Below are 14345 nucleotides of genomic sequence, written 5' to 3'. Positions count from 1 at the left end.
GGCTGTCTGGCATCCTGGTAGCCACCGACCGCGTTACAACCAGCCCTTCTGCCGCGCCAGCCGATACGCTTCGATGCGGTTCGCCACGCCCAGCTTGCCGATGCACTCGGACAGGTAGTTGCGCACCGTGCCGTGCGAGAGGCCGAGCTGGGTGGCGATCTCGCTGGCCGAGCGGCCGTCGCCGGACAGGCGCAGCACCTGCCGCTCGCGGTCGTTGAGTGGATCGGCCTGCGACCACGCATCCAGCGCCAGCTGTGGGTCGATCGCGCGGCCGCCGTGCTGCACCTGGCGCAGCGCATCGGCCAGGCGTTCGGCCGGGGCATCCTTGAGCAGATACCCGCACACACCGGCATCCAACGCACGGCGCAGGAAGCCCGACCGCGCGAAGGTGGTGACGATCACCACCTTGATCGGCAGCCCCTGGCGGGCGATCCGCTGCGCCAGTTCCAGCCCGGACAGGCCGGGCATTTCGATATCGGTCACCAGGATGTCGGGCTGCAGCTGCTGCAGCATCCGCCACGCGGCCTCGCCATCGGCCGCACTGCCCAGCACCTCGATGTCCGGTTCCAGCCCGAGCAGCGCGGACAACGCGCCACGCACCATCGCTTGGTCTTCGGCGAGCACGATGCGGATCATGATGCGCCCCCGGCAGGCAGCGACGGCGCTGTCGGCGCTTTCACCGGCGCCACCACGGCGGTGGTCGCGGCCGGCAAGGTGACCCGCACCGTCACGCAGGTACCCTCCCCTTTTGCCGACTGCACCGCCAGGGTGCCACGCAGTGCAGCGACGCGTTCTCGCATCCCGGTCAGGCCGTTGCCATCAACATGGGCACCGCCGCGCCCGTCATCACGGATCTGCATCAACAGACTGCGTCCGTCCTGTTCGAAGGTGATCCACGCCTGCCGCGCCTGTGCATGGCGGGCGATATTGGTCACCGCCTCGCGCAGCACCAGCGACAGCGCACGCTCGGTATCGACCGGCATCGGCGGCGGCGGCGCGTAGTGCAGATGCACATGCTGGTACTCCAGCAGCAACCGGGCCGACGCGAGTTCGGCTGCCAGATCGCTGGCGCGGATACCGGTGACCGCGCTGCGCACTTCGGCCAGCGCCTGCCGCGCGATCGTTTCAGCCTCGTCTACTTCGCGGCGTGAGCCGGCTGGATCGCGGTCGGCCAGCTTCCGCGACAGCTCCAATTTCAAGGTGATCAAGGACAACGTATGGCCCAGCAGATCATGCAGATCGCGGCCGATGCGCTCGCGTTCGGCAGTCGCCGCCAGCCGGCGCACTTCATCCTGGGACAGCTGCAGCGCTGCATCCTGTTCATGGCTCGCGGTTTCGAAATTGACCACCAGGCTGATGATCATCGCCATGCTCGGGATCCAGATCAGCGCCTGCCACGGATAGTGGGCCAACAGACCCACCACCACGAACAGCGCGTTCAAGCCCACCAGCTGCAGTAGATAGCGCCCGTAGCCACTGCGGCGCGAGACGCGCAGGGTGACACAGCCGAAAATGAAGTAGCTCACCGCCGAGGGGTACCACGCCAGCGGCACCAGCCCCAGCACCACCATCGACAGCGCATAGCGCGGTGCGTGGCAACGCGGTGCGAGCAGCACACCGGCGTACAGGACCAGGAACACCGGGTAGGTCAGCAGGGTCAGCGCCGCCCAGCGCCACGTGTAGCCACCGCCGAACAACGGCGTCAGGAACACCCACAGCGTCCAGAGCAAGTGGATCGCGTCCACCCACGGCGATCTGCCGCGCCGCAGGTTCTCGGCAACGGCCGAATCCGGCGCGGGGCGCAGCAGGGAGGCGAGCCGACTGAAGGACACGGACAATTCCAAGGCAGAACGAACAGGCGCGATCATGCCACTTCAGCCGATCCGCCGCAGGCGGCGCCGTGCCAGCCCAAGGGCCACTGCGGTGATGCCGAGCAGCACGGCCACGTGCACCCAGGCACTGCCCTGCGCCGGCTGACCGACCGCCGGCAATGCCAGCTGGGCCAGATGCCAGGTCGGCCACAGCGGCGCCATGGCGCTGAACAGCGGTGGCAGCATCGACAATGGCAGCCACAGCCCGGACAACAACGCCAACGGCAGATAGACCAGGTTGACCACCGCTGGAGCCGCGTTGGCGCTGACATGGCTGCCGATCAACAGGCCGATCGCGCCCAGCGGCAGCGCCGCGAACGCCGCCACCGCCAGCAGATGAAGCGCGGCCCAAGGGGTGACAGACACACCGGCACCGATCGCCACCGCAATGAGCAGCATCGCCACCAGCACCGCGAACAGGACGGCCATCAACAGACGCGCGAGCAGAGGTGCCGTAGGTGGCATCGGCAGTGCACGTTTGAGCGTGAGCAGGCCGCCTTCGCGGTCCAGCGCCAACTGCACGCCGAAGCCGAACAGCGCTGGCGCCATTGCACCGAACACGCAGTAGGTGGCCAGCAGATAGATCGAGGCCTGGCCACGGCCGAGCAGCACACCGAACAGGGAATAGAACAACACCGGGAACAGCAGCGAAGGCAGCACGAAACCCGGGTAGCGCCAGGCACGGCGTAGCTCGCACGCGATCTCGGCGCGGTAGATCGGCCAGGCGGGCGCGCGGGCGGGAGTGGCGGATACAGTTTCAGTCACGGTATTCATGCGGCCTCCCGGGTCAGTTCAACGAAGGCGTCGGCCAGGCCGCCGCCATGCACTTCCAGTTCCTGCAGCTGCGGATCTTCGGCCAGCAAGCGCGCGACCACCGGCTCGGCCGGTTCGGCCAGCAGCTGCAGGCGCAGTCCATCGCGGACCACCTCGCGCACGCCGGGCCAGGTCTTCAACGCCTCCACCTCCAGCGTGCTGCGGCAGCGGATGCGTCGCGGCGCCAACTGCTGGCGGAACTGCGCCAGTGGACCATCGGCCAACACGCGGCCCTGTTCGATGATCACCACGCGCTGGGCCAGCGCTTCGGCTTCTTCCAGGTAATGCGTGGTCAGCAGCACACCGCAACCCTCGGCCGCCAGCTGCCGGATCGCCTGCCAGAGCTGCTGCCGTGCCTGGATGTCCAGGCCGGTGGTCGGCTCATCGAGGAACAACAGCTGCGGCCGTCCGCACACCGCGATGGCGAACTGCACGCGGCGCTGCTGGCCGCCGGACAGCTGGCCATAGCGGCGACGCGCCAGATCGGTCAGCCCGGCCAGTGCAAGACAGTCCTCAAGCGAGCGCGGATCGACATAGCAGGTGCGCGCCAGATCGATCAGCTCCCGTACCTGCAGCAACGGTGGCAACGCGGTGGCCTGCAGCATCACCCCGATACCGCCGCGACGATCCCGGTCCTGCGGGTCGCCGCCAAGCAGTTCGACGCGGCCCGCATCGGCCCGGCGCAGGCCCAGCAGCAGCGAAATGGCCGTGCTCTTGCCGGCACCATTACGGCCGAGCAAGGCCAGCACTTCACCGCGGTGCAGCGAGAAACTCACGCCCTGCAGGGCGGCGACATCACCGTAGTGGACCAGGACGTCGTGCAGACTGGCCAGGGGCGAGGTGGTGGGTTCGGTCATGACGGACTCCCGGAGAGGACAGCCACAGCTTCTGCTGCTGGCCGCGGCCGCCCCAGTGGCCGTCGTCAGCCCATGCAGGTGACAGATGTCACTGCCGCAGCGCCAAGCTGCGGGGCATGCTGTTCCCCCACCCCGGCCACGATGCCGGTTTGCCCCCCGGCCGCCGATGCGGTCACACTCGGCCCGATTCCCCGTCCAGACTCACGATGAACGCATCCGCTGAACTGCTCAAGGAACTCCGCATCGACCGCAAGGCCGGTTCACCGCCCCCGTCGCCCTCGCGACGTGGCCGCTGGATCGCGCTGGCGATCGTCCTTCTCATTGTGCTGGCCGGCCTGGCCTGGCTCGTGCTCGGTCGCGAGCGCCCGATCGCCGTGACCACCGCGCCCGTGGTGGCGATCCAGCAGGGCGGCGCCAGCAGCTCGGTGCTCGACGCCAGCGGCTACGTGGTCGCCCGGCGCATGGCCACCGTCTCGGCCAAGATCACCGGCAAGGTCCGGGAGGTGATGATCGAGGAAGGCATGCGCGTGGAAGAGGGCCAGGTGATGGCCACGCTCGACCCGATCGATGCCAACGCCCAGCGCAGCCTCTCCGCCTCGCAGCTCGAGGCCGCACGCAGCCAGCTGGTCGGTCTGCAGGCACAGGTCGCCCAAGCCGATGCCGAAGCCGGTCGCCTGCAGGCACTGGTCGGCCAGCAGCTGGTCTCGCGCTCGCAGTACGACCTGGCCATCGCCCAGCGCGACAACCTCCGCGCCCAGCTCAGAACCGCCCAGCGCAACACCACCGTGGCCAGCGATTCGCTGGCGATCGCCGACCTCGGCGTGGACAACAACATCGTGCGCGCGCCGTTCTCCGGCGTGGTCACCGCCAAGGCCGCGCAGCCGGGCGAGATCGTCTCGCCGTTGTCAGCCGGCGGCGGCTTCACCCGGACCGGCATCGGCACCATCGTGGACATGGATTCGCTGGAGATCGAAGTCGAGGTCGGCGAATCCTTCATCGGCCGCGTGCAGCCGAAGATGCCGGTCGAAGCCACCCTCAATGCCTACCCGGACTGGAAGATTCCCGCCGAGGTGATCGCGATCATCCCCACCGCCGACCGCGGCAAGGCCACCGTGAAAGTGCGCGTGGCGCTGAAGACAAAGGACCCGCGCATCGTTCCCGAGATGGGCGTGCGGGTCAGCTTCCTGGAAAGTGCCCAGCCCGCCGAAGCCGCCAAACCGCAGGGCGTACGCGTGCCGGCTTCGGCGATCGTGGAGCGCGAGCAGAAGACCGTCGCCTTCGTGGTCAAGGACGATGCGCGGGTGGAACAGCGCGCGATCACCGTGGGCACCACGCTCAACAACGACCGCCAGGTCACCCAAGGCCTGGGCGCCGGCGAGGTCGTGGTGACCACACCACCGGCCGAGCTGCACGACGGCAACAAGGTCACCGAAACCCCCTGACCGGCCACCGGCTGCGTCACGCGAGCCGCTCTCACGCTCGCGGCAAGTGCGATTCGCTCGTGCCGTCACGGCGCGCACGGTGGCGGCTGCCCGTCACCGCGGAAACCCGGCGGCCCTCGCCCGGGCGCGCCGGATGCCCTTTCTTCCCGATCCACGGAGAACCACCCATGTCCACCCTGGTTTCGCTCCGCAACATCACCAAGACCTACCAGCGCGGCCCCGAGAAAGTGCAGGTGCTGCACGGCATCGACCTGGACATCCAGGCGGGCGATTTCGTCGCGTTGATGGGCCCGTCCGGCTCGGGCAAGACGACCCTGCTGAATCTGATCGGTGGGTTGGATACGCCCACCGCCGGCGAGATCGAGATCGAAGGCGAGCGCATCGACCGCATGAGCGGCGGCCAGCTCTCGACCTGGCGCAGCCACCACGTTGGTTTCGTGTTCCAATTCTACAACCTGATGCCGATGCTGACCGCCCAGAAGAACGTGGAGCTGCCGCTGCTGCTCACGCACCTGGGCGCCGCGCAGCGCAAGCGCAACGCCGAGATCGCGCTGACCCTGGTCGGCCTGGCCGACCGTCGCAGCCACCGCCCGAATGAACTCTCCGGTGGCCAGCAGCAGCGCGTGGCGATCGCCCGTGCGATCGTTTCAGACCCGACCTTCCTGATCTGCGATGAGCCCACCGGTGACCTGGACCGCCAGTCCGCCGAGGAGATCCTGGGGCTGCTGCAGCAGCTCAACCGCGAACACGGCAAGACCATCATCATGGTTACCCATGATCCCAAGGCCGCCGAGTACGCCACGCACACGGTGCACCTGGACAAGGGCGAACTGGCCGACGCGCCAGCGGCCCACTGACGGAGGATGCGGCGATGAAATACTTCTCGCTGGTCTGGGCACAGCTGTTCCGCAGCAAGACCCGCACCCTGCTGACGTTGTTGTCGGTGGTGGCGGCCTTCCTGCTGTTCGGCATGCTCGATTCGGTCCGGGTGGCGTTCAACTCCGGCGGTGACACCATCGAAGGCGCCAAGCGGCTGGTGGTCTCCTCCAAGCTCTCGATCACCCAGAGCCTGCCTCTGCGGCTGCTGCGCGATATCGAAGCCACCCCGGGCGTGCGCAAGGTCAACTACGCCATGTGGTTCGGCGGCATCTACCAGGACCAGAAGAACTTCTTCCCGAGCTTCTCGGTCTCGGACAACTACATGGACCTCTACCCCGAGTTCGAGCTGCCGCCCGAGCAGGCCGAGGCATTCAAGAACACCCGCACCGGTGCACTGGTCGGTGAAGCCCTGGCCAAGCGTTTCGGCTGGAAGGTGGGCGACACCATTCCGATGCAGGCCACGATCTTCCCGCGCAAGGGCAGCAACGACTGGCCGCTGGAACTGAGCGGCATCTACCGGGCCAAGGACCGCAACAACGCCGGCGCGGAGAATCAGCTGCTGCTGCACTGGAGCTACTTCGATGAATCCAACGACTACATCAAGAACCAGGTCAGCTTCTACACCGTGCAGCTGGAGAACCCCGCGCACGCCTCGCGTGTGGCCCAGGCAATCGATGCGCTGTCGCTGAACTCCGATCACGAAACCAAGTCGCAGACCGAGGCTTCGTTCTCACAGGCCTTCGCCAAGCAGTTCGCCGATATCGGCCTGATCGTCACCGGCATCATGGCCGCGGTGTTCTTCACCCTAGTGCTGCTGACCGGCAACACCATGGCCCAGGCCGTGCGCGAGCGCATCCCGGAGCTGGCGATCCTCAAGACACTGGGCTTCAAGGATGGCACCGTGCTGGTGCTGGTGATGGTCGAGTCGGTGCTGCTGATCGTGCTCGGCGGGCTGATCGGCATGGGCCTGGCCTCGATCGTGATGCCGGTGATCAGTGCCAGCAGCCAGGGCATGATCAGCCTGCCCGGCGTGCCGGCGCAGACGTGGGTGGTGGCGCTGTGCCTGATGGCGGTGATCGGGATCGTGGTGGGTCTGCTACCGGCATTGCGCGCGCAGCGGTTGAAGATCGTCGATGCACTGGCGGGGCGCTGAGGAGACCACCATGAAAATGCACTGGATGTGGAACGTATTGACCGTGGTGGCGCTGCTGGTCGCCCTGGTGGTGTGGATCGTGCTGCCGTGGTGGATGGTGCTGGCGATCGCCGTGCTGCTGGCCGCGTGGCTGGTGCTTACCCGCAGTGGCCGGCTGTCGCTGGCTGCCGCGCGGATCGGCATTGCCAGCCTGCCGCAGCGCTGGGGTGCCTCCTCGGTGATCGTGGTCGGCATCGCCGGCGTGGTCGGCGTGCTGGTGGCGATGCTGGCCATGGGCGATGGCTTCAAGGCCACCCTGGAGCGCAGCGGCAGCGATGACGTGGCGATCGTGCTGCGCGGTGGCTCGCAGGCGGAAACCAACTCGGTGATCATGCGCGACCAGGTCCCACTGATCGAGAACCTGCCCGGCGTGGCCCGCGGCAGCGACGGCAAGCCGCTGATCTCCGCCGAGCTGTCGCAGGTGATCAGCCTGCTCTCGCGCAGCGACCACAGCGATACCAACGTGCAGTTCCGCGGCGTCGGCGAGCAGGCGTGGGCCGTGCGCAACAACGTGCGCATCATCGCCGGCCGCAGGTTCGAACCGGGCCTGCGCGAGATCGTGGTCGGCAAGGGCGCGCAGGCGCAGTTCGAGGGCCTGGAGATCGGCAAGACCCTGCAGCTGGGCAAGCAGGAATGGACGGTGGTGGGCGTGTTCGCCTCCAATGACGTGCATGAGTCGGAGCTGTGGTCGGACACGCAGACGTTGTCCACCACGTACAACCGCAGTGCGTATCAGTCGGTCAACGTGCGCACCGAAGGGGCGGCGGGCTTCAAACAGTTCAAGGACGCCATGGAGGCCGACCCGCGCCTGAAGCTGGATGTGGAGACCACCCGCGACTACTACCGCAAGCAGTCCGGCGGCCTGAGCAAACTGATCAGCATCCTGGGCACGGTGATCGGCGCGATCATGGCGATCGGCGCGGTGTTCGGTGCGCTCAACACCATGTATGCGGCCGTGGCGACACGGGCGCGCGAGATCGCGACGATGCGGGCGATCGGCTTCCGCGGCGTGCCGGTGGTGACCGCAGTGATGCTGGAGACAATGCTGCTGGCCCTGCTCGGCGGCCTGCTCGGTGGGCTGGTGGCGTGGCTGGTGTTCAACAACTACACCGTCTCCACGCTGGGCAACAACTTCAGCCAGGTGGTGTTCCAGTTCCAGGTCTCGCCGCAGCTGCTGTGGACGGGCTTGAAGTGGGCCTTGGGCATCGGCCTGGTCGGCGGGCTGTTCCCGGCGCTGCGCGCGGCGCGCCTGCCTATCACCACGGCGTTGCGTGAGACCTGAGCGATACGTTTGAACAACGCGCGTGCGCGTGGTCGCGCACGCGAAATAGCAACTCCGGAACCGCATTCGCAAGAGTGCGGTTCTTTTTTTGCCTGCAGTATTCACTGCGCGTTTAGTTGTAGCGCGCGTACGCAAAGGCGCAGCTGTACGCACGCTGCGACACGATCACGCAGGCGCTCAAGTTGCCGCGCGCCTCGCCGCTATCGGTGCCTCTGCCCAACACAGCGCGACGTTTTTTCGTGCGCAGCATGACGAAGTGAAAAAGGTTTCCTCTGAATGCGTGTTTTTGTCAGCCATCGTTCATTTACAGCGCTTTTTACGCTTTCAAATGAAAGTAAAAAATTTGAAAAGTCATTAGACTCCCGCCCCCCACGTCGTGGTGTGTTGTTCCCCACGCCGCCCGAACGGGCGAATGTTTTTACAGAGAAAGAGAAACGCACGGATGTATTTGAAGACCAATCCGCTGCGCAACGCGATCGCCATCGCGCTTGTCGCCAGCTGCAGTGCCCCCGCCTTTGCACAGAGTGCCGATGACGGCACCACCAACCTCGATCGCATCGAGATCACCGGCTCGCGCATCCGCCAGGCCAGCGTCGAATCGGCCCAGCCGGTCGTCGCGCTGAACCGCGCCGAGATCGAGAAGAAGGGCTACGTCAACGTCGCCGACATCCTGCAGGACGTCACCGCCGCCGGTTCGCCGAGCATGAGCCGTGCTTCCTCGCTGGAATCGGGCCGTGACTTCGGTGGCATGTACGTGAGCCTGCGCAACCTGGGCCCGGAACGCAGCCTGGTGCTGATCGATGGCCGCCGCATGGGCGTCAGCGCCGGCGGCTACTCCGATCTGGCCTCGATCCCGTCCTCGATCGTCGAGCGCGTGGAAGTGCTGACCGACGGTGCTTCGGCCCTGTACGGCTCGGACGCCATCGCCGGCGTGGTCAACATCATTACCCGCAAGAACTTCGACGGTGCCGAAGTCAGTGCCTACGTCGGCCAGTACAGCGAGGGCGACGGCCAGAAGACCGCCTACAGCGCGACCTTCGGCAAAACCTTCGACCGTGGCTGGGTCACCGTGGGTGGCGAGTACACCGACGAAGATCCGGTCCTGGGCGGCACGCGTGCCTTCACCGCGTACCCGAACGGCCCGCGCCACACCGGCGACGGCCTGAGCGGCGTCACCCCGTGGGGCTATGCGACCGTCAACGGCAGCAACCTCAGCGTGGGCCCGGGCGGCGATCCGACCCAGCTGGGCAATTTCAAGCCGGCGGACAAGGCCAACGACGCCAACACCAAGACCAACATGAGCCTGCTCACCGGTCTGCAGCGCAAGTCGGTGTTCGCCAACGGTGGCTTCTCGATTACTGACAACCTGCGTCTGGTCGCCGATGCGCTGTACAGCGAGCGCGAGTCCAGCAAGCAGCTGGCCGGCTACCCGTACCAGAGCACCGGTTCGCGTGCGCTGCTGTCCAAGGACAGCGCGTTCAATCCGTTCGGTCGTGACGTTGCTTTCGCGCATCGCACCGAAGAGCTGCCGCGCGGCACCGAGAACAACCTGACCACCAAGCGCGCCAGCCTGGGCCTGGAAGGCAGCTTCGAGACCGGTTCGCGGTACTGGGACTGGAACGTCAGCTACATGTACAACCGCAATGAAGGCGAGCGCATCGGCACGGGCAGCATGTACCAGCCGAACGTGAACCAGTCGGTTGGCCCGTCGTTCCTGGATGCCAACAACGTCGCCCATTGCGGCAGCGTTGGCAACGTGATCGCCGGCTGCACCCCGTGGAACCCGCTGGCCCCGATGGGCTACACCGGCCCGGGCTCGCTGAGCAACCAGGACGTGCAGGACTTCCTGTTCACCCGCTTCACCGACACGATGCAGAGCACCACCAAGGTGGCCAGCGCGAACATCTCCGGCTCGCTGTTCAGCCTGCCGGCCGGTGACATCCTGGGCGCACTGGGTGTCGAACACCGCAGCGAAGAAGCCAGCTACTCGCCGGACCTGATGGTCCGCAACGGCCAGATCGCCGGCACCACCGGCCAGCCGACCCAGGGCGATTACTCGCTCAACGAGGTCTACCTGGAACTGCAGGTCCCGCTGCTGGCCGACATGGCCTTCGCGCGTGAACTGTCGCTGGACATGGCCGGTCGCTATTCGGACTACAACAACTTCGGCTCGACCACGAACACCAAGTTCGGCCTGAAGTGGAAGCCGATCGACAGCCTGCTGGTGCGGGCCACCTACGGTACCGGCTTCCGTGCACCGACCGTGGAAGATCTGTACGGCGGCACCACCAGCACGCGCGATTCGTACACCGATCCGTGCGACACCAGCTTCGGTGCGGCCGCCAACAACCCGCAGGTCCTGGCACGCTGCCTGGCCAACGGCGTCCCGGCCAACTTCCGCCAGCTCGCCGCTGACGGCACCGCCGCGACGGTACCGGGCCAGCAGGGTGGCACGGACTTCAGCTCGGGCTCCAACCCGGAACTGAAGCCGGAAACCGCGAAGACCTGGACCGTGGGCGTGGTCTACAGCCCGGAGTTCGTCTCGGGCCTGGACCTGAGCCTGGACTGGTGGAAGATCCGCATCAACGACGTGATCGTCGGTGAGTCGGCCACGGACATGCTCAACCAGTGCTACGTGCTGGGTGTGGACGCTGCGTGCGACCGCTTCACGCGCGCCCGTTCGGGCCGCACGATCGGTCAGGTCAACGGTCTGGACCGCACGCTGTTGAACGCGGGCTACCAGGAAACGGCCGGCTACGATCTCTCCGTGCGTTACCGTCTGCCGGAGCTGGCGATCGGCAAGTTCGCGGTCTCCTGGAACACCACGTACGTGGATTACCTGGAGCGCAAGAACGACAACGTCGACACCACGCCGGTGCGTCAGTACACGGGCTGGGAAGGCAACTTCCGCGTGCGTTCGAACCTCAATCTGGACTATCAGTTCGGCAACTTCGGTCTGGGCTGGACGGCGCGTTACTACTCCAGCATGAAGGAGAACTGTGCGTACACGACGGAGTGCAGCAATCCGGGCTTCAGTTCGGCGTACACGGGCCGCCAGGGCATCAACAAGGTGGGTTCGAACACGTTCCACGATATCCAGGTGCGTTATGTGCTGCCGTGGAATGGAACGGTGTCGATGGGCGTGAACAATGTGTTCGACCATCAGGGTCCGATCATGTACAGCCAGCCGAACAGCAGCTTCACGTACTACGGTGGGTTCGATATCGGCCGCTATATGTACATGAAGTACCAGCAGCGTTTCTGATCGGGTTCGCCTGATCACCCTTTTCTGATCCGCGGCTTACTCTCTCCAAGCCGCTGAGTGGAAGTGAGACGGCGCCTTCGGGCGCCGTCTTTTTTTTGATCTCGCGAGACTGCAGGAGGTGTGAGTTGAGACGCAACAGCAGAGCAACAGCGCAAAAGCGCAAAAGCGCGTAGGGCTGCGGTCGCGCTGGTTGGGGCGGGCACGGGTGGGTTCGCGGGACCCGCTGCAAGTACGTCCATGTAAGCTCGTATGCCGCCATCCATGGCGGCATACGGTCCCGCCAACCCACCCGTGCCCACCCTTTGACAGTGGGCTGGTGCGCAATGGAACAGCAGCACCGCGGCTGCGGCTTTTGATCTGCTCGGCTTTTGATCTGCGCGGCTTTCATCTGCTCAGCGTTGATCCGCCCAGCTTGATGGGCTCAGGGTTGCTTTGCTCTGCCTCACAGACTCCGCTCCACCTGCTTGGCTACGCTCTGTCGTGGCTGCGCTCTATCCTGGCCGCCCTCTGTCTTGGCTGCGCTATGTCTTCGCTACGCTTCGACGGGCGTCGCTTCCACCAGATCAATACGCTCGGCGCTGCAGCAATGGCGCCGAAGTACCGAGCCGCCTGTCGCTTTGACTTTGGCCACCAGCCCACTGTCGGAGGCGGGGTGTGGGTGGGTGCGCGGGACCATATGCCGCCATGGATGGCGGCATATGGTCCCCCATGGATGGGTTCACGGCGGGTCCCGCGCACCCACCCACACCCCGCCTGGCCACGCACCCCGGCAAACCAGGGCTCAGGCTTTCAGGCTTTCAGTTTCAGCCTTCAGCGCTTCAACGCACCACCCGCCCGCGACCGCCACACACCGTCGCCGATGAACAGCAGCAGCCCCGTCCAGATCGCCGCGAAGCCCACCGCCTTGGCCGTATCGAATGGCTCGCGGAAAAAGAACACGCCCAACAACAACCCGATACTCGGCGCGATGTACTGCAGAATCCCGACCAGCGACAACGGAATCCGCTTCACCCCGTACGCAAACCCGATCAACGGCAATGCCGTCACCGCACCACCGAAGATCAACAACGCATCGGTGCGCCAGCCCCAACCACTGAAGAACCCGCCGCCGTGCCCGTTCTCGCTCCACAGCGCGAACCCGATCGCCGGCAGGAAAAGATAGAGACTCTCCATCCCGAGCCCCGCCACCGGGTCCACCGAAATCATCTTGCGCAGCAGCCCGTACAGGCCGAACGAGCAGGCCAGCCCCAGCGCGATCCAGGGCGGCGTTCCCGCATCTAGGGTCAGCCATGCCACACCGAGCGCCGCGCAGCCCACCGCGAGCCACTGCAGGCGGCGCAGGCGCTCTTTGAGCACCACCACGCCGAGCACCACGCTGACCAGCGGATTGATGAAATAGCCGAGGCTCGTCTCGATCACATGCCCGGCGTTGATCGCCCAGATGTACAGGCCCCAGTTGAACGCGATCGCCACGCTGCTCAGCGCCAGCGTCGGCAGCGCGCGCGGCTGCGCGGCGATGGCCTTCCACCAGCCCAGGCCATTGCTCAGCAGCAGCCAGGCCACCACCAGCACCGTGCTCCAGATGATGCGGTGGGCGATGATCTGCTGCGACGGCACGGCCTTGAGCAGGTGCCAGTAGACCGGTACCAGGCCCCACAGGGTGAAGGTGAAGGCGGTGATCGCGAAGCCGCGGCGTTGTTCCTGCAGGCTGTGTTGGGCAGGCACGCTCACTTCGCGCGCGTCCGGGCCAGGGTCAGCACCACCACGCCGGCGAGGATCACGGCCATGGCCAGAAAGTCACGGCCGCCGAAATGCTCGTTGCCGATGATCACGCCCAGGATCACCGCGATCACCGGATTGACGTACGCATAGCTGGCCACCAACGCCGGGCGCACGTTGTGCAGCAGCCATACGTAGGCAGTGAAGGCGACGATCGAGCCGAACACGCACAGGTAGGCCACCGCCAGCAGCCCATTCATGCTGGGCCAGGTGGTCGGGCGTTCGCCGCTGAGCAGGCCGAGCACGACCAGCATCACGCCACCGCAGAGCATCTGCCCGGCGGCGGTCATGAACGGGCTTGGCAGGTCCAGGCCGCGCGCCCAGATCGAGCCGAAGGCCCAACCGATCGGGGCGATCAGCAGCAGGATCAGGCCCTGCGGCGAGGCGGTCAGGCTGCTGCCGGCGTTCAGCCAGACCACGCCGAGGAAGCCGATCGCGATGCCCAGCCATTCACCGCGGCTGGCGTTCTGTCCGCGCATCGCGCCAAACAGCGCCATCCACAACGGCACCGATGCCACGGCCGTGGCGGCCAGGCCGGAAGACACCGTGCGTTCGGCCAGCACCACCATGCCGTTGCCCAGCACCAGCATGGTCAGGCCCATGATCGCCAGGTTGCGCCACTGGCGCCTGGTCGGGGCAGGCGAGCCGCGCCAGCGCAGGACGGCGTACATCAGTGAGCCGGCGATGATGAAGCGGCCCCCGGAGACCATCGTCAGCGGCAGTGCGCCGCCTTCCAGCGCCAGCCGGATCCCGAGATAGGTGGACCCCCAGACCACATACACCAGCAGCAGCGCCAGGACGACCAGGCCGCTGCGGGGAGCGGCCGACGGAGAGTGCGGTAGGACGGCCATGGGCCACCACGGTACGGGGGAACCCGAATTCTAGGCCGTTGCCGATGGCGCGGCACGCGTTGAGGTGGCACGCTGTTTTCATCAGGCCGCATCGTGATGCCTGACACGCACCCG

Annotated in this window: 11 protein-coding genes; 5 read left to right on the top strand and 6 right to left on the bottom strand. The window is 66.3% G+C overall.

Going from position 1 to position 14345, the window contains the following annotated elements:
• Positions 1-33: 33 nt before the first annotated feature.
• The 4 genes from EDF74_RS16700 to EDF74_RS16685 are packed head-to-tail and all read right to left on the bottom strand — an operon-like array spanning position 34 to position 3541.
• Positions 34-636 (bottom strand): response regulator transcription factor, encoded by a 603-nt coding sequence (locus EDF74_RS16700; protein WP_123731154.1) that lies wholly within the window; start codon positions 634-636, stop codon positions 34-36.
• Complete coding sequence (locus EDF74_RS16695) at positions 633-1868, bottom strand: sensor histidine kinase (protein ID WP_123731153.1); 1236 nt, start codon at positions 1866-1868, stop codon at positions 633-635. Before EDF74_RS16695 ends, EDF74_RS16700 begins: the two co-directional genes overlap by 4 nt.
• A gap of 6 nt (positions 1869-1874) precedes the next feature.
• Complete coding sequence (locus tag EDF74_RS16690) at positions 1875-2645, bottom strand: ABC transporter permease (RefSeq protein WP_123731152.1); 771 nt, start codon at positions 2643-2645, stop codon at positions 1875-1877.
• A complete protein-coding gene (locus EDF74_RS16685) occupies positions 2642-3541 on the bottom strand; it encodes an ABC transporter ATP-binding protein (RefSeq protein ID WP_123731151.1) in 900 nt (299 codons plus the stop codon). The genes EDF74_RS16690 and EDF74_RS16685 overlap by 4 nt, the downstream gene beginning before the upstream one ends.
• A gap of 206 nt (positions 3542-3747) precedes the next feature.
• Here EDF74_RS16685 and EDF74_RS16680 point away from each other — a divergent pair, with 206 nt between their 5' ends.
• From EDF74_RS16680 to EDF74_RS16660, 5 genes are all read left to right on the top strand, one after another.
• On the top strand, positions 3748-4983 hold the full coding sequence (locus EDF74_RS16680) for an efflux RND transporter periplasmic adaptor subunit (RefSeq protein ID WP_123731150.1): 1236 nt from the start codon (positions 3748-3750) through the stop codon (positions 4981-4983).
• Between the two features lie 167 nt (positions 4984-5150).
• On the top strand, positions 5151-5840 hold the full coding sequence (locus EDF74_RS16675) for an ABC transporter ATP-binding protein (RefSeq protein WP_102788867.1): 690 nt from the start codon (positions 5151-5153) through the stop codon (positions 5838-5840).
• Positions 5841-5854: 14 nt separating this feature from the next.
• On the top strand, positions 5855-7015 hold the full coding sequence (locus EDF74_RS16670) for an ABC transporter permease (RefSeq protein WP_123731149.1): 1161 nt from the start codon (positions 5855-5857) through the stop codon (positions 7013-7015).
• Positions 7016-7025: 10 nt separating this feature from the next.
• The gene (locus EDF74_RS16665) at positions 7026-8336 is read left to right on the top strand and encodes an ABC transporter permease (RefSeq protein WP_123731213.1); all 1311 of its coding nucleotides are present in this window, start codon (positions 7026-7028) and stop codon (positions 8334-8336) included.
• A 442-nt stretch (positions 8337-8778) separates the two neighbouring features.
• On the top strand, positions 8779-11601 hold the full coding sequence (locus tag EDF74_RS16660; RefSeq protein WP_123731148.1) for a TonB-dependent receptor plug domain-containing protein: 2823 nt from the start codon (positions 8779-8781) through the stop codon (positions 11599-11601).
• Positions 11602-12411: 810 nt separating this feature from the next.
• On the opposite strand, the gene rarD is transcribed toward EDF74_RS16660, so the two are convergent.
• Entirely contained in the window at positions 12412-13332 is a 921-nt protein-coding gene (rarD, locus tag EDF74_RS16655) for an EamA family transporter RarD (RefSeq protein WP_123731147.1), read from the bottom strand.
• Entirely contained in the window at positions 13329-14231 is a 903-nt protein-coding gene (yedA, locus tag EDF74_RS16650; RefSeq protein WP_123731146.1) for a drug/metabolite exporter YedA, read from the bottom strand. Before yedA ends, rarD begins: the two co-directional genes overlap by 4 nt.
• Positions 14232-14345 lie beyond the last annotated feature (114 nt).

This window comes from Stenotrophomonas rhizophila (assembly GCF_003751305.1).
Taxonomy (GTDB): Bacteria; Pseudomonadota; Gammaproteobacteria; order Xanthomonadales; family Xanthomonadaceae; genus Stenotrophomonas; species Stenotrophomonas rhizophila_B.
This window is presented reverse-complemented; position numbering and strand designations above follow the sequence as displayed.